The organism is Myroides sp. DF42-4-2 (assembly GCF_030326445.1).
GTDB lineage: Bacteria > Bacteroidota > Bacteroidia > Flavobacteriales > Flavobacteriaceae > Flavobacterium.
The window spans coordinates 74,093-100,194 of the sequence record NZ_JACAKI010000011.1 but is presented as its reverse complement, the minus strand read 5'-3'; the positions used below and the strand labels follow the sequence as shown (position 1 = coordinate 100,194).

At 37.9% G+C, this 26,102-nt stretch carries 25 protein-coding genes and 1 pseudogene; 14 read left to right on the top strand and 12 right to left on the bottom strand.

The features are described 5' to 3' along the window. Nucleotides 1-42: 42 nt before the first annotated feature. From HX062_RS09850 to HX062_RS09835, 4 genes are all read right to left on the bottom strand, one after another. Nucleotides 43-222 (bottom strand): hypothetical protein, encoded by a 180-nt coding sequence (locus tag HX062_RS09850; RefSeq protein ID WP_286467262.1) that lies wholly within the window; start codon nt 220-222, stop codon nt 43-45. Nucleotides 223-398: 176 nt separating this feature from the next. Continuing rightward, on the bottom strand, nt 399-989 hold the full coding sequence (locus HX062_RS09845) for an ATP-binding cassette domain-containing protein (RefSeq protein ID WP_286467261.1): 591 nt from the start codon (nt 987-989) through the stop codon (nt 399-401). Between the two features lie 330 nt (nt 990-1,319). Next, nucleotides 1,320-2,072, bottom strand: coding sequence for a peroxiredoxin family protein (locus tag HX062_RS09840; protein WP_286467260.1), 753 nt, complete (start codon nt 2,070-2,072; stop codon nt 1,320-1,322). Nucleotides 2,073-2,099: 27 nt separating this feature from the next. Next, the gene (locus HX062_RS09835) at nt 2,100-2,630 is read right to left on the bottom strand and encodes a hypothetical protein (protein WP_286467259.1); all 531 of its coding nucleotides are present in this window, start codon (nt 2,628-2,630) and stop codon (nt 2,100-2,102) included. A gap of 392 nt (nt 2,631-3,022) precedes the next feature. On the opposite strand from HX062_RS09835, the gene HX062_RS09830 reads away from it, so the two are divergent. Continuing rightward, the gene (locus HX062_RS09830; protein ID WP_182628653.1) at nt 3,023-3,448 is read left to right on the top strand and encodes a hypothetical protein; all 426 of its coding nucleotides are present in this window, start codon (nt 3,023-3,025) and stop codon (nt 3,446-3,448) included. Between the two features lie 417 nt (nt 3,449-3,865). Beyond that, nucleotides 3,866-4,375, top strand: a complete 510-nt coding sequence (locus HX062_RS09825; RefSeq protein ID WP_182628654.1) for a septal ring lytic transglycosylase RlpA family protein — start codon at nt 3,866-3,868, stop codon at nt 4,373-4,375. Between the two features lie 645 nt (nt 4,376-5,020). On the opposite strand, the gene HX062_RS09820 is transcribed toward HX062_RS09825, so the two are convergent. Next, on the bottom strand, nt 5,021-5,488 hold the full coding sequence (locus tag HX062_RS09820; RefSeq protein WP_182628655.1) for a CYTH domain-containing protein: 468 nt from the start codon (nt 5,486-5,488) through the stop codon (nt 5,021-5,023). Between the two features lie 80 nt (nt 5,489-5,568). On the opposite strand from HX062_RS09820, the gene HX062_RS09815 reads away from it, so the two are divergent. Then, nucleotides 5,569-7,644, top strand: coding sequence for a site-specific recombinase (locus HX062_RS09815; RefSeq protein ID WP_182628656.1), 2,076 nt, complete (start codon nt 5,569-5,571; stop codon nt 7,642-7,644). A 42-nt stretch (nt 7,645-7,686) separates the two neighbouring features. Here the strand turns inward: HX062_RS09815 and HX062_RS09810 are convergent, their stop codons facing one another. After that, nucleotides 7,687-9,546, bottom strand: a complete 1,860-nt coding sequence (locus HX062_RS09810; RefSeq protein ID WP_182628657.1) for a monovalent cation:proton antiporter-2 (CPA2) family protein — start codon at nt 9,544-9,546, stop codon at nt 7,687-7,689. A 225-nt stretch (nt 9,547-9,771) separates the two neighbouring features. Between HX062_RS09810 and dinB the strand changes: the two genes are divergently transcribed. The 9 genes from dinB to HX062_RS09765 all read left to right on the top strand — a co-directional run bounded on the left by dinB (nt 9,772) and on the right by HX062_RS09765 (nt 19,064). Next, nucleotides 9,772-10,845: a DNA polymerase IV gene (gene dinB, locus HX062_RS09805; protein ID WP_286467257.1), complete on the top strand. Its 1,074-nt coding sequence runs from the start codon at nt 9,772-9,774 to the stop codon at nt 10,843-10,845. Between the two features lie 19 nt (nt 10,846-10,864). Next, complete coding sequence (locus HX062_RS09800) at nt 10,865-11,767, top strand: S66 peptidase family protein (protein WP_286467274.1); 903 nt, start codon at nt 10,865-10,867, stop codon at nt 11,765-11,767. A 9-nt stretch (nt 11,768-11,776) separates the two neighbouring features. After that, a complete protein-coding gene (locus HX062_RS09795; protein ID WP_182628659.1) occupies nt 11,777-12,136 on the top strand; it encodes a YraN family protein in 360 nt (119 codons plus the stop codon). 174 nt (nt 12,137-12,310) lie between these two features. Then, on the top strand, nt 12,311-14,749 hold the full coding sequence (locus tag HX062_RS09790) for a TonB-dependent receptor (RefSeq protein ID WP_286467256.1): 2,439 nt from the start codon (nt 12,311-12,313) through the stop codon (nt 14,747-14,749). Nucleotides 14,750-14,845: 96 nt separating this feature from the next. Further along, on the top strand, nt 14,846-16,030 hold the full coding sequence (locus tag HX062_RS09785; RefSeq protein ID WP_286467255.1) for a PepSY-associated TM helix domain-containing protein: 1,185 nt from the start codon (nt 14,846-14,848) through the stop codon (nt 16,028-16,030). Between the two features lie 58 nt (nt 16,031-16,088). Then, on the top strand, nt 16,089-16,499 hold the full coding sequence (locus tag HX062_RS09780) for a BrxA/BrxB family bacilliredoxin (RefSeq protein ID WP_182628662.1): 411 nt from the start codon (nt 16,089-16,091) through the stop codon (nt 16,497-16,499). Nucleotides 16,500-16,567: 68 nt separating this feature from the next. Continuing rightward, nucleotides 16,568-17,299 (top strand): lysophospholipid acyltransferase family protein, encoded by a 732-nt coding sequence (locus HX062_RS09775; RefSeq protein ID WP_286467254.1) that lies wholly within the window; start codon nt 16,568-16,570, stop codon nt 17,297-17,299. A gap of 80 nt (nt 17,300-17,379) precedes the next feature. Beyond that, nucleotides 17,380-18,378 (top strand): acyl-ACP desaturase, encoded by a 999-nt coding sequence (locus HX062_RS09770; protein ID WP_182628664.1) that lies wholly within the window; start codon nt 17,380-17,382, stop codon nt 18,376-18,378. A gap of 35 nt (nt 18,379-18,413) precedes the next feature. After that, nucleotides 18,414-19,064 carry an HD domain-containing protein gene (locus tag HX062_RS09765; protein WP_182628665.1) on the top strand — a complete coding sequence of 217 codons (651 nt, stop codon included), beginning with the start codon at nt 18,414-18,416 and terminating at the stop codon, nt 19,062-19,064. A 98-nt stretch (nt 19,065-19,162) separates the two neighbouring features. Here HX062_RS09765 and pyk read toward each other — a convergent pair whose 3' ends face one another. The 5 genes from pyk to HX062_RS09740 form a co-directional block, all read right to left on the bottom strand. Continuing rightward, nucleotides 19,163-20,593: a pyruvate kinase gene (gene pyk, locus HX062_RS09760; RefSeq protein ID WP_182628666.1), complete on the bottom strand. Its 1,431-nt coding sequence runs from the start codon at nt 20,591-20,593 to the stop codon at nt 19,163-19,165. Between the two features lie 5 nt (nt 20,594-20,598). Next, on the bottom strand, nt 20,599-21,087 hold the full coding sequence (locus HX062_RS09755) for an IPExxxVDY family protein (RefSeq protein ID WP_182628667.1): 489 nt from the start codon (nt 21,085-21,087) through the stop codon (nt 20,599-20,601). Between the two features lie 98 nt (nt 21,088-21,185). Then, the gene (gene rnc, locus HX062_RS09750) at nt 21,186-21,932 is read right to left on the bottom strand and encodes a ribonuclease III (protein ID WP_286467253.1); all 747 of its coding nucleotides are present in this window, start codon (nt 21,930-21,932) and stop codon (nt 21,186-21,188) included. Between the two features lie 13 nt (nt 21,933-21,945). Beyond that, nucleotides 21,946-23,199, bottom strand: coding sequence for a beta-ketoacyl-ACP synthase II (gene fabF, locus HX062_RS09745; protein WP_182628669.1), 1,254 nt, complete (start codon nt 23,197-23,199; stop codon nt 21,946-21,948). 195 nt (nt 23,200-23,394) lie between these two features. Beyond that, a complete protein-coding gene (locus HX062_RS09740) occupies nt 23,395-23,631 on the bottom strand; it encodes an acyl carrier protein (RefSeq protein WP_002988156.1) in 237 nt (78 codons plus the stop codon). A 198-nt stretch (nt 23,632-23,829) separates the two neighbouring features. Here HX062_RS09740 and purN point away from each other — a divergent pair, with 198 nt between their 5' ends. Then, complete coding sequence (gene purN, locus HX062_RS09735; protein ID WP_182628670.1) at nt 23,830-24,399, top strand: phosphoribosylglycinamide formyltransferase; 570 nt, start codon at nt 23,830-23,832, stop codon at nt 24,397-24,399. After that, nucleotides 24,400-24,876: a ribonuclease HI gene (gene rnhA, locus HX062_RS09730; protein ID WP_182628671.1), complete on the top strand. Its 477-nt coding sequence runs from the start codon at nt 24,400-24,402 to the stop codon at nt 24,874-24,876. 212 nt (nt 24,877-25,088) lie between these two features. On the opposite strand, the pseudogene HX062_RS09725 reads toward rnhA, so the two are convergent. Continuing rightward, a pseudogene (locus HX062_RS09725) lies at nt 25,089-26,102 on the bottom strand (hypothetical protein); the annotation flags it as partial.

Sequence of the window (26,102 nt, the reverse complement as noted above, 5' to 3'; positions counted from 1 at the left end):
AGAGAAAACAGCGTGTAAAAACACGCTGGAGTTGTCAAGTTTTTATTCGCATACAAATTCATCAACTTGGCGAAGATCTTTCGTGATTTGTGTTATTGAAGAATTTTCTTCAGCACAATAGGTTGTATCACCACCACATGAGAAATTAACTGTAAAGCAATTGGCAAAACCTTGAGATGAAAAGGCTAAAAACGAAAATGGTAAAATGAATTTTTTCATCATTAATATTGCTCATTATTATTCCCCTATCCCCGGTTTTTAGTTGATTTTAGAGTGAAAGTAAACCGTAAAAAAGAGAAGTCCTAAAGTGTGTTTGAATGTTTAATGCATTAGTTTATAGTTGTTTGTATATCGTAGTTAAAAATAAAAAAGGCTTTCAATAGTACTTGAAAGCCTTGTTAAGTAGATTGGAGACTACCGTTATGCAGTTGCAATTGTTTGGTGCGAATGGAGGATAGTAGACCAGGAATATGATTGACGATAAGAATCCCCTTGTTTTGTGCTTTTTCTTGTAAAATAGGAAGAAGTCGTTCTTGGAGCAGCGGAGACAATCCAGCAAAAGGCTCATCTAAAAGAATAAAGGGTTGAGGTAAATTGAGCACAAAAAGCGTTTGGATGAGCTGTTGAATACCTGTAGAGAAGTTGTAAATAGGTTCGCTTTGTTTTGATTCAAATTCGGGCCAATTCCCATAGACTGTTGGCAATACATCACGTAGGCGCAATTGCTTGGGAAACATCGCGAATTGGGGTTTGAATGCAAAATATTTGGACAAGTGATGTCTTTGGCGAATGAGATGGTTATCAATCCTAAGATGGTAGTGTTGTGCTTTTTTGGTGCCAAATAAAATTTCCAATAAAGACGATTTTCCAGCGCCATTCGAACCGATTAGTTCTACAATATCTCCTGTTTGCAACGATAAATACACATTGTTTAACTGTGTTTTGTCGTTGAGACGATAGACAAGACTGTCGAGATGTAAGGTTGCCATAGAATTAATGCATTAGTTGAGACACAAGCAAGGCTAAAAATAGATTGGTCAAAAATAACCAACCGAATAGTCGAAAGGGTTGTATACCACAATTTTTAAAATAGTAAAACTCATATTTGCGAAAGAACCAAAAGTATATCATGGTTAAGCCACAAGCGAAAATTGGAGTCAGATACCACAACAACGGTAGGACAAGTAAACTCAAGCCTAGCGTTAAGGTCCAAGAAAGTAAATAGTACGGAAATAAAATTCGTATTTGGGTTATCATGAGTAGCATTTACGCTGGATTAGTATAGGGTAATGTACATCAATTTAGTTTAAATAACGTTTTTATTGGTCATTTTTGACTTCATACTGGTCTAGGATGTATTGGTTAATCTCAGCCTTATCTGATGATTTGGGATATTGACCTAAATCAATCCCATTTTTCCTGAAGAATATAAACGGAAATCCGAGGCGATCCTCATATTTTTGGGTTAAATAGGGGAGGAAAATATTTTTTTGAAGGATAATCCAATTCTCATTTAGAAAACCTAGTGTTTGAAAAGACGTTCCTTTTTTATAATTCTCGATATTTTGTACTTTATCAAAAATAGCAACAAATTTAATCCCTTTATTAGCGTGTTTTGCTGCGAGTTCATTCATCTGTTGGAAATCTTGAATACAAATACCACAATTAGTGGATGTTATATAGAATAACGCATCCCAATCCGCCACCTCAGATAAAGGAATTTTATTACTGTGGATGTCTAAAAAACCAGGTTGAAGCACTCTTTCGTTACTAGTGGAATCTACAAGTACTATTTTACTAGGGTTCATGCCTAGTTTATTGTAAATCCCCAGTAAGGCAAAGGTATAATCGTCTTCCGTTTTATATGCTTTTTCTAACATGTCACTGTTCCACGAGGTTAAATTTCCTTCCTCATTAAAAACCATGTGTTTTTTAAAGTCCGCGATGTCAGATGAATCTAAAGTTAGTACTTTGGGGAGAAAGGCTTTGATGTAGCGATCTTCAGGAGATTCTTTTTTACAAGCAATCAAGGCAAGAGAGAACATTAAGAGAAAACCTAGTTTTTTGAACATATTCAGATGGTTTAGTTATGTGATTATTTAGCAGGAGGTAAAGGTTTTAGAGGAGGTTTTTACTAATAGGTAACAAGTACTACCACGTTGCGGAATACACATATCACCATCTCTATTCAAATAAGCACCATTTACTTGTCTTATGTATGGTTCATCCTTTTTACCAAATGTTGTGTATTTGTTTTCTGTTGGTGAACTACCTTCTGATATATGTAGTATTCTCTCCTTGTTATCCTCGTTGATGATGATAATCTTAGCAGGATTCATATTCAAGTCCCTGTATATTTTTAGTAGTACTTCTTTATATTCTTCGTCCGAAGGATACACATTGTCTAAGAACTCTCCATCCCATGATTTTAGATGACCTTCTTCATCAAATATCATGTGCTTTTTAAAATGGTTTATTTGGGCATGGCTTAACTCAAGAATCTTTGGAAGATTGGCTTGAAGGTAGCTGTCTTTTGCATCAAATTCAGGTTTTACAACATCTTCTGAATCTGATGAACAAGAAATAAATAAAGAGGCACTGAGTAAAAAGAATAGTATTTTTTTTATCATAAAGCTTGTTCCGTATTTTTTCCTTGTCCCGGTTTATAGTTGGTTAAAGATTTAAATATAATTGTTTAAGCTAGATTGGGTGTTAAGTAATTGAAAGATTAATGCAATTGGTAATTAATCTTTGATTTGTACAAGGGTGTAATCTATTTCTGATATACAAACATAAATAATTAAAATTCAATTACTATATAATTATGTGATTAATTTAACATAAAATATAAGCCTAAGTTTAATGCAAGTTTTTAAACTAAAAACTTTACCTGTGATTAACGGAAAGTGTTGAGGTTTTCACACAGATTAGTAAAAGGAGAAAGATAGCTTGCAAATCAAAAAGCAAAACTTTTATTTTCAATAGTTTTATATATATTTGTCTATAAACTAATAACAACAATATGGATAAAATGTTACAGCCAGCGCATTCAGGCGTTGCATATTTAGCATTGATTTTTTTGATTATCGTAGTAATTAATGCTTTTGTAGGATTGAGCTCTAAAAAAGAGTTTACAGAAAAAGACCGCAAATTGGGTTTAATTGGGTTAATTTTCACTCACATCCAATTATTGTTAGGGATCATCTTGTATTTCGTTTCACCTTTAGTACAAAGTTTTAGTGTGGCGATGAAAGATTCTACCTTGAGATTATATGCGTTAGAGCACCCGCTAATTAACGTTATTGCAATTGCACTAATCACAATTGGATGGTCTAAACACAAGAAAGCAACAACGAGTCAAGATAAATTTAAGAAGTTTGCTATTTTCTACACGATCGGATTAGTTTTAATCTTATCTAGAATTCCTTGGAAAGCATGGTTTGCATAAACCAAAAATAAAATAAAGTAATAGAGAGTGTTCCAAATGGGCACTCTTTTTTTTTGCGCTTTGCTCGCCACCTTCAACTCGTGTTTCCTTTTGTACAGCACCGTGTTGCCAGTATAGTGTTACTATCATGACTCCATAATGCGTCTATTGAAAACGGCATTTTTAATAGACCCATTATGGAGTCACCATGGAGTCATTATGGAGTCACCTCGATTCAGTATCGACCCGTTCTCCTTTTTTATGCGCTAACTTTTTTAAAAAGAGGTATAAGTGTTCGCTTTTGCTTTTTATTTTTAACATTCACGGCTGAATTTATTTACTACTTCGTTTGCTTATTTTTCTCTTTCACCCTGCTACTTTTTGTTTTGGTACACTTCTTGTTTTTAGCATACGGTCTATTTTTAAAATAGGGAAATTATGAAGTACTTTCAATATATTATTTTTGCCTTAACCATCATTACGTTATCCAGTTTTGAGGAAGCGGGTAAATTAAAAGAAAAATCGAGACCAGTTGCAAGTCAACTAACACAAATTATAGATACAGTAGCTACGTTGGATTTACCTGTGGTAGATGAGACGGATTCTATTGTAATGGCTGAAGTTGAAGAGGATTATGAAATGGTGAATCAAGAGACCAAAGCGTCTTACTATCACGATAAATTCACAGGTAGAAAGACAGCTAGTGGGCAAATTTTTGATAATACGAAATACACAGCAGCCCATAAAACGCTACCCTTTGGGACAAAGATCAAAGTGACGAATTTAAAGAATAAACGCTCTGTTGTTCTGACAGTTACAGATCGGGGGCCTTTCGTAAAAGGCAGAAGTGTAGATGTATCCAAACGCGCTTTTATGGACCTTACTGACAATATTGGACGGGGTGTCTTAGACGTTAAGATTGAGCGCATTGTCGAAAGTACACAATAAGCAGATGACCGTTCCTATTTTCTAGTTTATAGGTGTTATAGGCTTAAAATATAAGTCACGCATTAGAGCAAAAAGATCGTATAGCATTAACCCTCTACGCAACGAATATTAGTAAAAAGTGTGTCAAAATTGGGGAAATAATCCACAATTCGAGGATGCATACCGCATGTTAATCGCCTTTTTGTTTTTTTAAAGAGACGAAAAATAAAATAGTTACAAAAAAATACAAAAGAAGGCTGATCGGGTATCAGCCTTCTTTTATTTTATCTTGTTTTAAAAAAAAGATGGGGTAACATTTTTGTGCTTTTCTACCTAAAAATAAGGGGGATCTATTTATTTCATAACCAATCGAAGCTTATTTTATGCTATTAATGATGTAGACGTACATTGGCTGTTGCGTTCGCAATGTTCTGTTTACAAAGCGAATTGGTCGATTGGGAAATACTATTTATATTTGTTCTAAATTATAAAGATAAATATCTACTATTCAGATTAGGGGCATTGTAGACGACTAATCGTAACGACATATTGCATGAGTTGTTTTTTTTAAATTGTTGAGATCATGTAAATTAAACCTCCATTGAATAACTTCGATGGAGGTTTTCTTCTTATAGCTATGGACGCTGATATCATCTGTTTCCTCAATTACCAAGTGGTAAATGGATGCTTGGATAAATACGAATTGTAGTATTCCTTTTTACCTGTGACTTCTTCCCCTAGCCACTTTGGTTTTTCAATCGTTTCATTTTCAGCTTGTAGCTCTACTTCTGCAAGAACAAGCCCTTCATTTTTACCGTGAAAGACATCGACTTCAAATAGATGGGATCCATGCGGAATTACGTATCGTGTTTTGGCAATGATATGATCTTCGCATAACTCCAGTAATGCTTGCGCTTCTTCGAAGTCAATTTCCTTCTCCCATTCAAAACGAGAGGTGCCCGATGCATTGCTCGCCCCTTTAATGGTGAGGTATCCTTGATCATTTTTTAGGCGAACGCGAACGGTTCGATTGGCATCGCTATTCAGATAGCCTTGAGCAATCGTGTTTTTTGAAACAGCTAAGGTTTCAAAATTTACTTTTTGTATCAGAAATTTTCTTTCGATTTCAATCATAGGATATAAAATAAAGGTGTAAATTTATGCCAAGTTAGGGTTGTTTTGATCCAAATGTTAAGAAAAAAACATATTTTTAAATGAAATTAAGGTATATATTACAATCACCTCAAGGAATTGAGGAGCTTTTTAATAAATATGTAGTTGACGGTAAAATCTATACGAGCGAAGATATTTCTTTTTTAGTTGATCTTGTACATATTTTTCGACCGCGAAATATAAAAAAAACTAATCGTGTTTCCATAGATTCTTTCACTTCTTATTTAAAGACGCACGAAGTTGAACGTTTAGCGCTAATGGAGTATTTGCGCGAAATACTTTCTAACAGACGTTTTAGCCGAATGATCTCGGATGCGGGAATTTTACAAGATTCCGATTTTTTCTATGAAGTTAAAAAGCGTTTATGGGCCAAAGTACTGCCGTATCAACCCGAAAAAGATACCTATGAATACGTTTTAAACCAAGTGTTTTACAAGCATACCGATGCTATATGGGTAGATCTCATTCCTGAAGAGCAATTAGTAGAACTTTTTGAGCAACTAAATTTTAAGGATATTTTTACTAAGGTATCGGATGAATCGGTGATGGGCGAATTGTTGAACTCCATCGGATTGATTACCCAGCGCATGAGCGGTAGAGCAATGGAGAGTGCTATTATCAGTATGGTGCCTGAATATTCCCATTTTGAAAGCCCCTTTTTGGCCTTGGAAAAAGAGTTTATGGAGGTGGCCTCTAGTATTCTAAAGGGCAATACCAAGTATTTGACACCAAGTGATATCAACTGTAAACAGATTAAAATCTTTCATAAACAGTGTATTGAATTTGTCAATCAGGCTTTTAAGAACAGCTCAAAATACGGTATTTCCATTAAGGTTAACCAGAGTTTACTGCGCTTGAGACAACAGCTTCAGCGCGTGGATGTGCTGCTTTCACTCATTATTATCGAGGGAGAGGAAGTGGAAATTGAAAAGAAAGCTAATACAATTCGTTTGGCTCGAAAATTAATTGATTACAACTGTTATAAATACAACGTATCGGGATTAATCAAAGAGAGCACGCAATTAATCTCCTACGAAATTACGCAACACACGGCCAAAACAGGGGAACACTACATTACAAAGACGGCAGGTGAATATTGGCATATGTTTAGGGGCTCGATGGGAGCCGGTATTGTGGTGGGCTTTATGTGTATATTGAAATTGCTTGCCCACAAGCTAGACGCGAGTATTTTCGGACACGCCATGTTGTATAGTTTAAATTACGCCTTGGGCTTCTGTCTGATCTATTTACTAGGCTTTACTTTAGCGACAAAACAGCCGGCAATGACTGCAGCAGCGATTATCAAAGCAATTGAAGACGGTCGTAAACAACATGTGGATAGCTTGGATAAACACATTGGGTTTGCAAAGCTATTTGCACGCTTGGTGCGTTCTCAATTCATTGCTTTTATCGGTAACGTAATTTTAGCTTTTCCAATCGCCTTGTTATTGATGTGGGGATTTGACTCTGCCTTTGATGTGAATATTGCTGCCAAAGAGTGGAAAGGCATGTTGATCGACGCCGATCCAATTGAATCGAAAGCCTTATTCCACGCTGGTATCGCAGGGGTTTTCTTGTTTTTGTCTGGAATTATCTCCGGAAATGTATCCAATAGAAACAAGCACAATCGCGTATTTTACCGCATACAAGAACACCCGTGGTTAAAACACAATTTTGGAATACAACGCTCAACAAAAATTGCCAATTGGGTAGATACCAAATGGCCGGGAATTGCTTCTAATATTTGTTTTGGTCTTTTTATGGGTACTTGTGGTGCCATAGGAACCTTCATCGGATTAGATATTGACATTCGACACATTACCTTTGTCAGTGGAAATATAGCTATCGGCTATTACGGTTCGGGTTTTGAAGCACCAACCGCTATGTTAGTGTGGGCTTTCATCGGAATGTGGCTCATCGGATTCATGAACTTTATCGTCAGTTTTGGTCTTTCCATCTTACTGGCTTTCCGCTCGAGAAATATTCCTTTTAAAGAAACTAAAGACTTGGCCCAAGCCGTGCTAAAATACTTTAAAAGCTTTCCAATGGAATTCTTTATTCCTACAGGAGGTACAGTTGTCGAAGTGACAAATGATAAAACACAAGATAAAAAGTAATACAAACAAAAGGAGATCGATATCGATCTCCTTTTGTTTGTATTAATCCGTATAGTCAGCTGTATCCTTGGTCTCTCTTTTGTGTCGTAAACTATCTTTTAACAAGTTCGACTGCTGTTCAAATTCGAGGCGTGACACGGTGATATAATCTTCTAAGTTATGAATGTTTTTAGCCAATTTCCTCAACGAGGCACGGTCACTTTTGATGAATAACTCGCTCTGTGTTCTCGCTTCTTCATGGCTTAAACCTAATTTTTCAAGCATAACGCTTCCAACGTATACCGCGGTAAAGAAGTTTTCTCTGTACACTTCTGTAAATCCGTCTTGTAAATACTCGTAGGCGTTTTTTCTGTTCTTCGCCCGTATAATCACTTCTACGTTAGGGAAGTTTTTGTGTAGGACTTCGACCAAATGTTGGTTGACCTCAGGGGGATCCATAGCAGCAATGACGTAATCGGCCTGGTCGACGTTGATGGATTTTAAGATATTTATGGAGGTTGCATCCCCATAGTACACGTTAAAACCCAGTTTGCGCAAGTGTTCTACGCGTTCAGCATCATTGTCGAGTACTAAGGTCGGAATGTCGTTCGCTTGTAACAAGCGCCCAATTGTATTTCCAAAATCTCCAAATCCCGCAATGATGATCTTTTTATCTGCGCTGATGTGCGATAAGTCGTCATAGGGTTGATCGTTTTTAGTCGAAGAGGTTATTCCTAAGTATGGGCCAATCCACTTTTCATTCAACAACATTAAAATGGGGGTAACCACCATAGATAGTGCAGTAGTGGCTAATAAGTAATCATACCAAGTTTGATCAATAATGTTAATCGTCTTTCCTAGTGCTAAAATTACAAAGGCAAATTCGCCAATTTGTGAAAGTAAAATGGCAAATAAAAACGATTGATCTTTGGGAAATTTCTTCCACTTACCAATAGCAAATAAGACTATCGCCTTAACGGTCATGGATCCCACCAACAGTGAAAGAACAATTAGCGGTTCAGCTGCAATAATTTCAAAATTAATAGTAGATCCTACTGCGATAAAGAAAATACCGAGCAAGAGGGCCTTAAAGGGTTCTATATCGCTTTCTAATTGATGTTTGTAAGGGTTATTTGCCAATACGACCCCTGCAATAAAGGCACCCAAGGCAGGGCTCAATCCCACTTCTTTCATTAAAAGAGAAACCCCAATTACTAACAGTAGGGCTGAAGCGGTATAGATTTCGCGTATTTGTAAACGTCCTACTGATTTAAACAGCGGATTGACGATGTAGTTACCCACTAAAAAGATAACGGTAATGGCACCTAAAATCGCCATGGTTTTCATTAATACGGGTTGCCCATCGAGCATACTGCTATTGGTGGTCGAAATGGGTATTTTCTTGGAGACTGCTAACAAAGGGATCAAAGCCATCACGGGGATTACCATGATATCCTGAAAGAGCAAGACGGCGAAACTCGATTTTCCAACGTTAGACTTATTTAGTCCTTTCTCAGAAATGGTTTGGAGGATAATCGCTGTGGAAGACATGGTGATCACAAAACCTATAGTAATGGAGGTGCCCATACTTAAACCAAGAGCAAAATAGCATACGGCCGTTGTGATTAAGGTTGTTCCCAAGGCTTGTGCGGTTCCCAAACCAATAATCTCTTTCCGAATTTTCCAAAATTCTTTGGGATCCAACTCTAATCCAACTAAAAACAACATCATGACAACCCCAAATTCGGTGGCATGCATAATATCCGCGCCATCTTTACCGACAAATCCAAGAACAAAAGGGCCAATTAAGACTCCTGCGAAAAGATAACCTAAGACGGAACCCATTCCAAGTTTTTTGGAAATGAGCACGCAAATTACGGCAGCAAATAAAAATATAAAGGCTTGCGCTAAGAAATCATTCATTTTTTAGATATAATTTTTTGCGTTAAAATAAGTAAATCAAAGCAAGAGGAATAAATAACGTTTTTTTAGGTTAAAACAGCGCCACTTACTCAAAAAGTATTTGATTTACGTACAAATTTACACAATAGTGCTTGGAAATAAACAGAAAAAACAAAAAAAATAGAGCATTTTTTAGGGTTGTATAAACTGTTTTTTTTCGGTTATTTTGACTATTTTATCGCGAAGATGAGTCGAAAGATAATACATATTGATATGGATGCGTTTTACGCTTCAGTTGAGCAATTGGATAATCCCGAATTGAGGGGAAAAGCTATTGTTGTGGGCGGGAGTAGTGAGCGCGGTGTGGTGGCAGCGGCAAGTTATGAAGCACGTCAATTTGGTGTGCGAAGTGCGATGAGTGGCATATTGGCAAAGAAAAAATGTCCACATTTGATTTTTGTACCTCCGCGTTTCGATCGGTATAAAGAAATTTCTAGGCAGATTCGAGCCGTATTCTTTGAGTATACCGACCTAGTGGAACCCCTAGCCCTTGACGAAGCTTTTCTCGATGTTACCCAAAATAAAATCGGATGCCCCAGTGCAACCCTAATCGCACAAGAAATTCGACAAAAGATTTTTGAACGCACCCAATTAACTGCTTCGGCGGGTATTTCTGTCAATAAATTTTTGGCGAAAGTAGCCAGTGATTACAACAAGCCCAACGGACAAAAAACAATCAATCCCGAAGAAGTTGACACTTTTTTAGAAGCCTTAGAAATAAAAAAATTTTTTGGCATTGGAAAGAAAACGGCCGACCGCATGTATCACTTTGGCATCTTTACAGGCTTAGATTTGAAAGCCAAATCGATGGAGTTTTTAGAAGAGCACTTTGGCAAGGCTGGAGTGGCTTATTACTACATTGTGCGCGGCATACACGATTCGCCAGTCAGCCCAGACCGTTTAGTGAAATCTGTGGGAACTGAACGCACCTTTACTGAGAATTTGAGTTCAGAGGTCTACCTCGAAAATAAACTCGGCCATATTGTGGAAGAATTGAGCCTGCGACTTAAAAAACAAGGATTAGCAGGTAAAACAGTAACGCTAAAAATAAAATATGCTGATTTTGTACAGCAAACGCGGAGCACAACCTTTCCCTATTTTATCGCTGATGCTGGAATTATCCTCGATTGTGCCAAAGAATTGCTCTATCAAGAAAAATTGCAAAATTCCGTGCGTCTGATTGGCGTATCTTTGACTAACTTAAACAATAGAAAAGTGGCGAAAAAACCCGTTGCGGTTCAGCTGCGTTTTGATTTTTAAACCCCCAAAACCATTGATGATGAATTATCGCATTCCTCCTTATTTACAACCTGGTGACAAAGTTGCTATTGTTTGTACGGCTAGAAAATTTTCAGTTGAAGAAGCACAACCCGCTATTGCTTTGCTAGAATCGTGGGGCCTTCAAGTCGTTTTAGGTCAAACCATTGGATTGGACAACTTTCAGCTTGGTGGAACAGATGCAGCACGCGCAGCCGATTTGAATCAACAACTACGAGATCCCGAAATTAAAGCTATTTGGTGTGCAAGAGGCGGCTATGGGACAGTGCGAATTATTGATGCTATTGATTTTAGCCCCTTGGAACAGCAACCCAAATGGTTGATTGGCTTCAGTGATGTGACGACTCTACACAGTCATATGCACAACCTCGGTCTAGCTACAATTCACGGCATTATGGCCTTTAGCGTCCCCTCAGCCGTGGAAGAATCTAAAACCTCCTTGTATCACGCACTTTTTGGACAGCCACTCTCTTATTCAATTGAGGCAGTAAACGGCAATCGTAAAGGAAGTGCATCTGGAGTATTAGTAGGGGGAAATTTATCGATTCTCTATAGCCTACTCGGTTCGGAATCGAGTATGGACACAAAAGGCAAAATATTGTTTCTCGAGGATTTGGATGAATACCTTTATCACGTGGATCGAATGATGCACAACCTCAAGCGCAACGGTATGCTCAAAGATTTGGCAGGTCTCCTAATCGGTGGAATGACCGATATGCACGACAACTCCATCCCTTTTGGGTATAATGCGCAAGAAATTATCCTCGACGCAGTCAAAGAATACAACTATCCCGTGGCGTTTTGCTTTCCTGCTGGACATGGCGCTTCGAATTGGGCACTGAAATTGGGCACTATTGTTGAACTAGAAGTAACCGACAATCAAGTGAATGTCGCTTTTAGTTAACCCCAATGTATGAGTGAATCAAAGAAACTAGGAAAGAAAGGAGAAGAATTAGCCGTAGCCTTTTTAGAAGAAAAAGGGTACCGCATTGTTGCGAGAAATTGGAAACACCACAAGGCGGAAGTCGATATTATTGCCGAAGTAGACGACTTACTCGTGTTTGCTGAGGTAAAAACGAGAAGTTCTACTGATTTTGGCTTGCCCCATGAATTTTTAAAACCCCCTCAAATTAAACGCTTAGTTACAGCGGCTAATGCTTTTTGTGTGCAATTTAAGCGATCAGAAGAGGTGCGCTTTGATATAGTAGCTATTAGTATAAAAAAAACACTACCAGAAATTGAGCACATAGAGCGAGCTTTTTATTGGTTTTAGTGAGAAATTCCGATTTTTTTATTGATAATCTGTGACTTTATTAGGTATTCTTCTCTTTTTGTGGACGTCTGTCAAAATCCTTATGTAAAAAAAGTCTAAATAAAAGTTGGTGGTTATTTAGAATCACTTTACATTTGTGGCGTTTTTAATAAGTCTAAATAACACAGTTTCAGAATGAAGACGTATACTACATGGTTAGTTGCCATTTTTGGAGTAATGGTAGGTTTCGCACAGAACGTAACAGTTAAAGGAAGGGTTGTAGATGAGGTAAATAAACCATTACCTTACGCAACAGTTGTGATTGGAGAAGGGCAAAAAGCCGTTCAAACCAACGAAAATGGAGAGTTTAAGCTAAGTGATGTGCAAAAGGGAAAGCATATAATGAAAGCCTCTTTTGTTGGATATTCTACTTCTCAAAGAGAAATTACCCTAGCAAAAAACGAAGAAATTGTCAATTTCCTCCTTGTAGCCGATAGTCAATTAGAGAATATTACCGTGTACGGAAGGAGTAATAAAAACGTAAAGAATCTTCAGTATATCACGCGTTTACCTTTAGGACTACAAGATCAAGTACAATCAATCAGCATTGTTTCTGAGCATATCATTAAAGAACAAGGGGCTTTAACTATTACGGATGCCGCGCGCAACGTAGCTGGAGTTACTCAGTTTTCAACGTATGGAGGGCCTGCAGAAAGTATGTCGATCCGCGGATTTAGAGGAACACCTGTATTGAGAAATGGAGTGGGAATGGATTCTGATTTCAGAACGGCTTCTGCAATTTCCGATATGCAAGGGATTGAAAGTGTTGAGGTAATTAAAGGATCTGCAGCTGTATTACAAGGAATCGGAAATGGTTTAGGTGCTGCGGGTGGTGTGATTAACTTAGTGACGAAAACGCCAAACTTCAAAAACCAAGGCGAAGTTGGTTTTAGAGCGGGTAGCTATGGTCAAGTTAGACCTACAGTTGACTTTGAACGTGTATTGGATAAAAAGGAAACGATTTCTTTCCGCTTCAATGGTGCATATGAAAGAAATGATGGATGGAGAACGTATGTAAATAACGAGCATTTTTACATCAACCCTTCCTTAACATGGAAAATTGACAACAAAACGAAGTTGACAGTTGAAATGGACTATTTGAATGGAGACTATGTAACGGATAAAGGAACAGTAAACCTTGGGCCAGACCATTCAAATGAATTATATGAAATGCCACACAATAAGTTTTTAGGCTTCAAAGGTGATTCGAAAAAGATTACGATGCAAAACTACGTGGCGCGTTTTGAAAGACAGTTGACAGAAAAATTGAGTTTTAGAACTTCGTATACGGCATCTATTTACAATGAATTAGGACGTTCAACAAACGTAACAACAGTTATACCTAAGAAGCAAATTGGCGATGACTGGAGCAAATACGGAGATATTAAACGTACCGTATCAAGAGGACAATCTGACGATTACAACTCCGTGTTCCAAGCGGATTTAATCGGAAAAGATATTTTTACAGGGATATTAAAACACACTTTCCAAGTAGGATTTGACTACAGACAAACAAAAACAATTGGAGGATCTACTACAGGTAAAGTTTGGGGGAAAGATAAAGATGGAAACGACGTATTAGTTGATTTTAGAAGCGATATCAATGTGTTAAATCCTATTGATAACACCTTGCCTGAAGACGTAATCTTTGGAGACATTGCAACAACGAGAACCATGTCACCAACTATCGGATTTATGGTGCAAGATTATATTGCTATTGGCGATAAATTGAGTGCAATGTTAGGTCTTCGCTACAGCCGTTTGAATGGTAACACAACCGAAAACGCTACAGTAGATCGTTGGAATCCTATGTTTGGATTAATCTTCAAACCACAAGAAAACATCAGCACATTTGCTTCGTATACGACAACGAGTAGTTTAAGACAGTCCAATAAATTATTACATGGTGGTGGTTATGCTGGAGCCTCTGACATCAAACAAGTGGAATTTGGATTCAAATCGAATTGGTATAACGATCACTTAGGTGTAAACTTTACCTACTTTTTTATCAACCAAAATAATTTAGTTGCGCCTTATATTGATCCAGTGACAAACGAGCAGTCAAAAACGGAAAGTATCTTGGCAGGAGATCTAAAACGCAACGGATTTGAGTTGGAAATCAACGGTAAAATCACCAATAATCTAGAAGTGATGTTAGGATATGCTAACTTATACGCTAGATACCAAGACAGTCCACAGTACGTAAATGGTTCTGCGCCAATGAATGCACCAGAACACACGGCGAACGGATGGGTAAGCTATAAGTTTGATCAAGGAAAATTAAGCGGATTGTCGTTAAGCGCAGGGGTATACTATGTTGGAAAACGCCCAGTAAACGAATATAGCATCACCCGTGACGATAGCCACAATACAAACGTTAATGTTAGACCATTTGACATGCCTAGCTATACTACGGTTAATGCACAAGCAGCTTATACCTATAAAAGAGCTACGCTAAGTGTGTTTATGAATAATATCTTCAACGAAAGAGGGTATACTTCATATTTTAGAGGGGGATACATCAATGAAATTTCGCCGCGAAATTTTGCTGCTCAGTTGACCTATAGATTTTAATCTTCTTGCTTTAATTAGTGTCATTATAATTGAAATAATAATAATTGCAAACACGGTTTTATGTTATAAAATCGTGTTTGTTCGTTTTGAATCTCCATGAAAACAAAAAAGACATCTCCTTTTCGAAAATTGATGAATGACCTCCACTTATGGTTGGGGATTGCTAGCTCACTTGTGCTCTTTGTAGTTTGTTTAACGGGTACCATCTATACGTTTAAGACTGAAATTCAGGATTGGATGGAGCCGACGCGTTATCGAATAACAGCGTATGATACAGGGCAAAGAAAACCTGTGGAAGAGTTGGTTCAATTGGTAGAAGCGACGACACAAGGAACAGTACAACGCGTTACGTTGGTTAGTAAAGAAAGTAAACCCTATGTTTTTTCCGTTAGCAGTGGAGAAGAGGGAAAACGCCCTGATGCGGTTCACGTCAATCCGTACACAGGGGAAATTCTAGGAATGGGTAAAGGACCTGGCGATGAATTCTTCATGACAGTGTTCAAATTACATCGTTGGCTGTTGCTCGATTCATCAATTGGAAGACCCATCGTGGGTATTGCGACAATCATCTTTTGTTTCTTATCTATTTCGGGATTGATCTTGTGGTTCCCTAAGAAAATCAAAGGCTGGAAAAGTCTAAAACCAGGATTTAAAATTAAGTTTAGTGCCAATTGGAAGCGCATTAACCACGATTTGCATAATACCTTAGGGTTTTACACCTTACTTCTTGTTTTGATTATGTCGCTGACTGGACTTTGTTGGTCTTTTGAGTGGTATCGAAATGGATTGAGTAGCGTGTTAGGAGCAAAAGTCTTTGGAGGAAGAAATGAGGTAAAACCTGAATCGGTTGTGCAAGACAAGCAAAGCATAACCTTACAGGAGGCGATGGACATTGCCAATAAAGAGATGAACTATGAGTACCGCACGCTAGCTGTTAGTTTGCCTAAAGATGAAACAGCTGCCTTTGAAGTGAATAAAAACGATTTAGCTCGTTGGAATGAAACCGTAAATGACCGCGTTTTTATTGATCAGTATTCCGGAGCGGTCATTAAAAAAGAAATTTTTGCTGACAAGTCCACTGGAGAAAAAATAGCGAGTTCAATTCGCGCCCTTCACTTTGGTGATATTTATGGATTATTCTCCAAAATAATTTATTTTATTAGCTGTTTAATTGCCACATCATTGCCTATAACTGGAATTTTTATTTGGTTGAATAAAATGAAAAGAAGCCCAAAAAGGCGGTATAACCCGTATTGGGAATACTTTAGCATGGAAAGATGACAAAATAAGAGAAAAAGTGTAACTTTGTTAGAACAATTTTTTAATTAAAGGTAATAGTATGTATCCAGAAGAAATAGTAAAACCAATGCGTCAAGAGTTAGTTGATGCAGGATTTTCAGCATTATATACAGCAGACGAAGTTGAGGCTGCTTTAAGTAAAGAAGGAACTACATTAGTAGTTGTAAATTCAGTTTGTGGTTGTGCTGCGCGTAATGCGCGTCCAGGGGCAATCATGAGCTTGAGAGGAGAAAAAAAACCAGCGCAGATTGTAACTGTTTTTGCTGGTGTGGATAAAGACGCTGTTGATGCTGCTCGTCAACATATGTTCCCATTCCCTCCATCTTCACCATCGATGGCTTTGTTCAAAGACGGGGAATTAGTTCACATGTTAGAAAGACATCACATTGAAGGACATCCAGCTGAGATGATCGCTGAAAATTTGATCGACGCTTATAAAGAATATTGCTAAAAAGAGACCACCTTGTATAAGGTGGTTTTTTTTTAAAGTGTATATTTGCTCAAGATATAATTGAGCTTATGCAAAAAATACTATCCTATCCACTTTCGGTGCTATTTGTACTATGCCTCTTGTTGGTGCTTATTGTTTTCCACGGGTTACAATGGATTGCCTTTACCTTTTTTGGATATAAGGCCCACAAAAAAGTAGTGGATGCAATGGTCTGGTGGATTATGTTGTGCACCGGAATTCTCGGTACAACGTATCGCGTGTCTAAAGAAGAAGAACTACCCGCAGACAAGCCAATTGTCTTCGTGGCTAATCACCAGAGTATGTTTGATATACCGATGATCATTTGGTTCTTCAAACAAAATCACCCCAAATTTGTTAGCAAGAAAGAATTGGGAAAAGGAATTCCCAGTGTTTCATACAATTTAAGACACGGAGGTTCCGTTCTAATTGATAGAAAAGACGCCAAACAAGCCTTATCCGTAATTCGCGGTTTGGGGCAATACATCTCTACCAACAATAGAGCGGCAGTTATTTTTCCAGAAGGAACGCGAAGCCGTGATGGGCAACCCAAACGTTTTTCAGAAAACGGGGTTAAAATGTTATGTAAGTTTTCACCAGATGCTTATCTTGTTCCCTTGACTCTAAATAATTCATGGAAATTGTTTCGATTTGGAAAATTTCCCATGGGTTTAGGAGCCAAAATTAGCCTTTATGCACATAAACCAATGAAAATTAGCGATTATGCCTTTGATGAACTTTTTGCTAAAACAGAGGAGTTGATAAAGTCTAAAATAGAATAAAGAAGTACTAATTCTCGCAGTTACTCCCAAAACAAACTAAACCAAACCAAGAGCTAGTTGCGAAGTAAAAACAAATTGAAATGTCAACACACAATGTTCGTTTAGAAGTGATGCACTTCTTGGAAAAAAATATAGATAGCTTCGTCGATGACTATCTAATCCCTGTGGAGAAAATTTGGCAACCTTCTGATTTACTGCCGAATTCGGAGAGTGAAACATTTTTAGAAGATGTCAAAGAATTGAGAGAATTCGCCAAAGAATTACCGTATGATTTTTGGGTTGTATTGGTAGGCGATACAATTACCGAAGAAGCGCTGCCGACGTATGAGTCTTGGTTGATGGACGTTGATGGAGTGAATCAACGCGAAGGCGAGAGCGGAAACGGTTGGGCGAAGTGGATTCGCCACTGGACAGGTGAAGAAAATAGACATGGCGATCTATTGAATAAATACTTGTACTTGTCAGGACGTGTGAATATGCGCGAAGTAGAAATTACTACCCAATATTTATTGAACGACGGATTTGACCCAGGTACAGATCGTGACCCCTATAAAAACTTCGTGTTTACGAGCTTTCAAGAGCTAGCAACCTATATTTCTCACAATAGAGTAGGAAAATTAGCCAAACAATATGGCGATCATAAATTGTCGAAAATCTGTCGTTTAATTGCTGGAGACGAAATGCGTCACCACCATGCATACTCGGAATTCGTAGATCGTATCTTTAAAGTGGATCCAAGCGAAATGCTGTTGGCTTTTGTCGATATGATGAAGCGCAAAATTACCATGCCTGCCAATTTGATCCGCGAATCAGGTGGTAAAATGGGGGATGCATTTGAACTGTTTTCCGATTCAGCCCAACGCATTGGGGTGTATACCGCAATTGACTACGTGGAGATTATGCAAAAATTAATCGACCGTTGGGAAATAGCTAAATTAACCGGATTAACGGACGAAGCAGAGAAAGCCAGAGAATACTTGATGAAATTACCTAGTCGTATGTTGCGCATCGCTGAGCGAATGAGTATCGGTAAAGAACAACATATTTTTAAATGGGTACAACCTGCTATTATTAAATAGTTTGCGGTTTGCTTTTTAGCGAAAAATGGATAAAAATGAATAAAAAAATTGAGGCTACGATTGCCTATGTCAAAGAGGAGCTAAAGCACGCTGAAGGCGGGCACGACTGGTTCCATATCGAAAGGGTATACAACAATGCGCTCAATATTTTAAAATTTGAACCAAAAGCTCAAGCAGAAGTTGTGCAATTCATAGCCCTCCTTCATGATATTGCTGATAGTAAATTCCACAACGGAGATGAGACTGTTGGCCCTCGTAAGGCTAGGGAATGGCTAGAATATTTAGCGTGTGACCCTGAAGTGGTTGAGCACGTGGTCAAGGGAATTGAAAATATTTCGTTTAAAGGAGGCAATTTTGATCAAAAATTCACCTCTATCGAGTTGAAAATAGTCCAAGATGCAGATCGCCTAGATGCCATCGGAGCCATCGGAATAACTCGCGTATTTAATTATGGAGGATTTCAAAATAACCCGATTCACGACCCAGAACAAGCGCCTCGCTTTGGTATGACCAAAGAAGAGTATAAAGCGCATAAAGGAACGTCAATCAATCATTTTTATGAGAAATTATTGCTGTTAAAAGACTTAATGCACACCGATGCAGGAAAGAAATTAGCAGCAGATCGACACCGTTATATGGAAGAGTTCTTAGCGCGTTTTTACGCGGAGTGGCAAGGAGATGCGTAACTGTCAACATAAAAAAAGCGGGATCCTTTTGGATCCCGCTTTTTTATTTTCAATCAATGGGTAGTTAAAAATCATAAGGTATGATTACCCATTTCTATTTATTTAATTTCAGAAATTCTCAAAGTATTCACCATTCCTTTCTCCACGATCGGCATAGCGGCTAAGTTGATAACCATATCTCCTTTTACGGCGTGTTTCTTTGTTACCACGATATGATTAATGTCCTCGATTGTTTCGTCTGTGCTCACGTATTTGTCATAGTAGTAAGCCTGTACACCCCACAGCAGGTTTAACTGCGTTAAAATGCGCTTATTTGACGTAAAAACAAGGATATCACTATTCGGACGCCAAGCTGAAATTTGAAAGGCAGTATATCCACTGTTCGTCAGCGTACAAATTGCTTTTGCTTCGATGTCATTAGCCATTAATGCGGCGTGATAACAAATGTTTTTCGTGATATAACGGTTCGTTTTAATGGTAGGTGGGCTTTGTGGAACGGTAATTAAAGGCGAGTTTTCAACACTTTGGATAATCTGTGTCATTTTCTCGATTACCTGTACCGGATAGCTTCCTACAGAAGTTTCTCCAGATAACATTACAGCATCCGCACCGTCCATAACAGAGTTGGCAACGTCGTTTACTTCCGCTCTAGTTGGCGTCAAGCTAGAAATCATGGTTTCCATCATTTGCGTAGCAATGATTACTGGGATTCTAGCATTTTTAGCAACTTGTACCAATTGTTTTTGGATTAAAGGAACTTCTTGCGCTGGAATTTCTACTCCTAAGTCTCCACGTGCAACCATTAATCCATCACAGTATGCAACTAATTTATTGATGTTTTTAACTGCTTCAGGCTTCTCGATTTTTGCAACAATAGGAATTTTGTGCTCTGAATGTTGCTTGATGATTTCTTGTAAGTCTAGTAAATCTTCAGGTGTTCTCACGAAAGACAACGCCAACCAATCCACTTGCGCTTTAATTGCAAAAATGGCGTCGTTGATGTCTTTTTCCGTTAACGCAGGTAAGGAAACCTTTGTCATCGGTAAGTTTACTCCTTTTTTTGATTTTAAAGGACCACCTTGAATTACTTTGGCAACGACTTCGTCTTTGTTGTTGGTTGAAACTACCTCAAAGATTAGTTTACCATCGTCTAATAGAATCGTTTCACCTGCATTGACGTCATTTGGAAATTGTTTATAGTTCATATAAACTCTTTGTGCATCGCCTTTGAACTCTTCTTTTGTTGAAAAGGTAATGGTATCACCTGGATGTACCACCACATCTTCTGCCATAATTCCTACACGCAATTTTGGTCCTTGAAGATCTCCTAGAATAGAAGTAGTATAACCGTATTCTTTATTTAATTCTCTAATGATGTCGATTTTCTCTTGTACATCGGCGTAATCTGCATGAGAAAAGTTAATTCTAAATACATTTACACCTGCTTTAATCATGTCGTGTAACACCTCTTTTGTCCCTGATGCAGGTCCTAGGGTTGCTACAATTTTGGTTCTTTTTTTTGCTACCATATTTTTTAAAAAATTAGGTTGTTTTTCGATTTGATCGCTTCTACTCGGATTTCGTATGCAGTAGATATTATTTTTATTGATTTTAATTTTTCAATGACTGTGCCAATTTCAAATTGTTCATCTGTATTTTCAACCTTTAAAAAATAATCCACCGTTTTGTGCTCAGGCAAGAGGTATCCTTGCTTGCTAATGGTTGAAACGACATATTGAAAAAGGGGAGAAGCCATTTGAGACTCGGGAAGTATAAAGGCTTTATTGGATACTAATTTCCAAAGTACGTGATAATCCGGATCGTCGTATTCGAATAAAGAGAAAGAAGCCAAGCCTTGGTCTGTTTCCACTTCAACATCCATCTTCGTGCGTTCTAAATAAAGGCCTAGAATAGTATTAATAAGATAGGTAACTTTAAAATCCTCCTTGCGCGATGAGTGTATCGCTATCAGACTATAGTTTTCAGCTTCAAAATCCTCTAATCTTAGAACTACTGGTCCCATTTGTTTACTCGTTAGATACAAAGATACAACTTTTATAATTCAAATAATATCTAGTTATTTAGAACAAATATTAAGTAAGTGTTAATTGATTCCCCAAATTAATGATTTATTTTTTCTTGGAGAGCAAAATAAGCGCGTTGAGAAGCCTTTTCTTCGGCTTTTTTCTTTGAAGTAGCTCTTCCTTTTGAGATTAACTTGTTGTCTATGAATAGTTTAACTCCGAAATATTTTACATCTTCATTTGAAGTGTCTTCGTAGGCGTCAAATTTAAAGGTGTGTTTTGTTTTTTGACACCATTCGATGAGCAAGCTTTTGTAGCTTGTGATCTTGGTTTCTAATACGTGAATATCCGCAATAGTTGAAATCAGGCGTTGGTGAATGAATCTCTCACACGCAGGATACCCTTGATCCAGATAAATTGCCCCTATTAAGGCCTCCAGTATATTGCCGTGTATGTTTTCTCCGAATTGTTGATTGCCCATTTTGCTTTCGACAATATCGATTAAACCTAGGCTTTTTCCGATGGTATTTAGGTTTTCACGGCTTACAATTTTAGAGCGCATTTTTGTTAAATAGCCTTCGTCTCCACTGGGTACTTCTAAGTAGAGATGAGAAGCGATAACAGCGTTAAGCATAGCGTCTCCTAAGAATTCCAATCGCTCGTAATTAATGGGATTTCCTTGATTATCAGTGATATTCATTGAACGATGAGTAAAAGCCAATCGGTAGTAAGCGATGTCTAAGGGCTTCGCTTTGGTAATCTGGAATATCGTACGACAAAAATTCCCGTCCTTTGGATTTGAACGGGAATTTTTAAATATTTTATTTAATACGGTGCTCAACATTACGTTGTCGTTCTTAAATATCTAATTTCTTTACTAGTACACAAGCGTTGTGACCTCCGAAACCGAAGGTATTACTCATACCTACTTTTACTTCTCTTTTTTGTGCTTTGTTGAAAGTGAAGTTTAATTTGGCGTCTACTTGTTCATCATCTGTAAAGTGATTAATCGTTGGCGGTACAATACCGTGCTCGATTGATAAAATTACAGAGATTGCCTCTATCACACCTGCGGCACCTAAAAGGTGACCTGTCATGGATTTGGTAGAGTTTAAGTTCATGTTATAGGCGTGATCACCAAAAACGTTTAGAATAGCTTTTGATTCAGCGATATCCCCTAGCGGAGTAGATGTTCCGTGTAAATTTACCACGTCAACATCCGTTGGCTCAAGTCCAGCATCTCTCAAACAGTTTTTCATTACGTTTGTAGCACCTAAACCTTCTGGGTGTGGTGCAGTTAAGTGATGCGCATCTGCAGACATACCACCACCGCCAATCTCACAGTAGATTTTCGCTCCACGTGCAACTGCGTGTTCGTATTCTTCAAGTACTAATGCTCCAGCACCTTCTCCTAGTACAAAACCATCGCGGTCTTTGTCCATGGGTCTTGAAGCTGTTTCTGGACTGTCATTTCGCGTAGATAAAGCGTGCATAGCATTGAAGCCACCCACTCCTGCAATCGTTACAGCTGCTTCAGAACCTCCTGTTACCATGATGTCTGCCATCCCTAAACGAATGTAGTTGAAAGCATCAATAATAGCATTGGTCGAAGATGCACATGCTGATACAGTCGTGAAGTTCGGACCTCTCAATCCATATTTAATGGAGATATGTCCACCTGCAATATCTGCAATCATCTTAGGAATAAAGAAAGGATTGAATCGCGGTGTACCATTGCCATTCACGAAGTCAGTTACCTCATTTTGGAACGTTTCCAATCCACCGATACCTGATCCCCAAATAACTCCAGCTCTATCTTTATCTATGTTTTCTAAGTCTAATTTAGAATCAACAACAGCCTCATCCGCACTTACCATTGCTAATTGAGCGTATCGATCCATTTTACGCGCTTCCTTGCGATCAATAAAATCCTCTACATTGAAATTCTTTACTTCGCACGCAAATTGGGTTTTGAAATTGGTAGCATCAAAATGTGTAATCGGAGCGGCTCCACTTACGCCATTAATAAGACTGTTCCAATACTCTTGGATGTTATTCCCTATTGGGGTGAGTGCACCTAAACCTGTTACAACAACTCGCCTTAATTTCATAAAGTAAATATTATGGTTTAATAAGTTAAAAAAACCCAATTTTTCACTTTGTAAAAGGAAACATTGGGTAGCTTTATATTTGTTTATCAGATTACTACGGGAGTTAATCTGTCCTTTTTTCTATTCTAAAATAAGTAGATTTGTCCGAAAATAATAACGCCCACGTGCTGTTAACAACACGTGGGTTATTAGTTATTACTTCTTAGCTTCTTCGATGTAAGAGATAGCTTGACCAACTGTAGCAATGTTTTCAGCTTGATCATCTGGAATTTGAATATCGAATTCTTTTTCGAACTCCATGATAAGCTCAACAGTGTCTAGTGAATCAGCTCCTAAATCATTAGTGAAGCTTGCTTCTGCTACAACTTCGTTCTCGTCAACTCCTAATTTGTCAACGATAATCGCTTTTACTCTTGATGCAATGTCTGACATAATCTTTAATTTTAAAATTTAATTTCCTAGGGCAAAAATAAAAAACTTTATTTTATATCCTGATTATACATGTTAATTGTCAGTGCGAAATTATAAAAATAATTAATACTTAATACTATTTTTCTGTTTATTGTCAGTAATTATTCTTTTTTTTGTACTTCAATTGAGTGTTTTAAAAACCTAAATACTGCTTATATCATGAGAAAAATAGCGCTATTCGCCTCTGGATCAGGGACTAATGTGGAGAATATTATCAATTATTTTGAGAATAATTCAATTGTTAACCAATACCTCGTTTTGGTCAATAACCCTCATGCTAAAGTAATAGAAAAAGCGGAAAAAAGAAAGGTACCGGTTTATATTTTTGATAAAAATAAGCTGAATAACGGCGAGTTAGCCGAAAAATTGGAAAATTTCTCTCCTGATTTGATCGTATTGGCGGGCTTTTTGTGGAAATTTCCTGAAGATTTGGTAAAAAGATACCACAACCAAGTGATCAACATTCATCCTGCTTTATTGCCCAAATATGGGGGTAAAGGGATGTATGGACATTTTGTGCATGAGGCCGTTTTAGCCAATAAAGAGAAAGAAACGGGTATTACCATTCACTATGTAAATGAACACTATGATGAAGGAGCAATTATTTTACAAGCTAGAACGGCAGTAGAGGAGCACTTTACAGCCGAGGATATTGCAAAGGCGGTGCAAGCTTTAGAGTACAAGCACTTTCCCCTTGTGATCGCGCAGCTCTTAGATAAAGAAGTATAGATGAGTCAAGCTTTTCAAGTTATTATATACACCGACGGATCCGCTCAAGGCAATCCCGGTCCAGGAGGGTACGGATTGATCCTAGAATGGGCAGGACATCAGGTGTTTAAGGAATTCTCTCAAGGATACCGACTGACGACCAATAACCGCATGGAGTTGTTGGGGGTCATTGTGGGGTTGGAAAAATTAAAAAATCCTGGAACGAAAGTCTTAGTCGTTTCGGATTCCAAATACGTGATCGATGCCGTAACCAAAGGGTGGGTGTTTGGATGGGAAAAGAAAAATTTCAAAGACAAAAAAAATCCCGATTTGTGGATGCGTTTTTTACGCATTTATCGACAGCACCACGTGTCTTTCCAATGGGTAAAAGGACACAACAACCATCCGATGAATGAACGCTGTGATGTTTTGGCTGTACAAGCAGGGAAGCAAAAGGATTTGTTGGTGGATGAGTTTTACGAGCGAAATAGAACCTAGAATAGCTTTTTTGTGACCTGATGGGATCTCGTTTTTTGCTGATTCACTACTGACTTTTATGTTTGCAAGGGTAAAAAATGATTTACCTAAGGACATCGTAAAAAAAATAATCTTGAGGTCGTAGTTGGAATTCACCTCAAGATTATATTTTTATTTTAGTTTTAGTGTTTCTAGTGGTGTGTCTATAGTACAAGATTACTGTCTAGTAGGGGTCATTTTTCGTATAGTACTAGGCTTGAATCGGTACAAGATACAATTGCTATTTCTGCATTACCAGTTGCGAATGTACCTGGTGTAGTTCCTGTGTTATTGCTTGCGCTACCCCCAATACTTGCGACATTGATAACCAGTTTGAGTGTATTATTTGTAGGTGTTAAAGGGATGTTGGTAAGATCAAGTTGTTTTGTAAAGAATCTGCGTTTATATGTATACAAGTTAGCTATAAAATTTGGGTAATCCGGTGTGTTATAGATTAATACGTCGTTTATGTATATTTTCATGTATATGAATATTTCGACGGTTTTTTTTGTTACATTTGTGCCGTTTAATATAAGATTTTCATATAAACTGAAAGAATAACTTAGCATTTTAGGTTTGTTGATATCTTCAAAAACATCAAAAGTAATGGTTTCAATAGTTTTTTCACTGTTCACACTCGCTGCGATTACTTCGTTATAGGTGAAACGACCAGGAGTACGAACACGACTAACATCATTGTCGATAAAATTCGTTAAACTATATCCTTTACGCGTAGGAAAGGTTACCCCGGTTCCTGCTATAGGTGTTCCCGCATTGTCTACCTCGGATTCATTGTAAAAAGTAAACGTATTGTTTTGATTGTCTACTAATTTGGTTGTTTTTGGGTCTGCCTTTTGTTCCGTAATAAAGTCGTCCATTGTTTTATCCTCATTTCCCGCAAGGGTTTTCCACAGTTCAAAGGTAGAGCTTCCTGTATCACCTTTATCCCCCTTATCTCCTTTTGTACTCGCTAGGAAATCCGCTGGTGTTTTTCCTGTATTTTCAGGTAGTGCCGCCCATAGGTCGTAAGCGGAAAGTCCGTCTGCTCCGGTATCACCTTTGTCACCTTTTTCTCCTTTTGTACTCGCTAGGAAATCAGTTGGTGTTTTTCCTGCATTTTCAGGTAGTGCTGCCCATAGGTCGTAAGCGGAAAGTCCGTCTGCTCCGGTATCACCTTTGTCACCTTTTTCTCCTTTTGTACTCGCTAG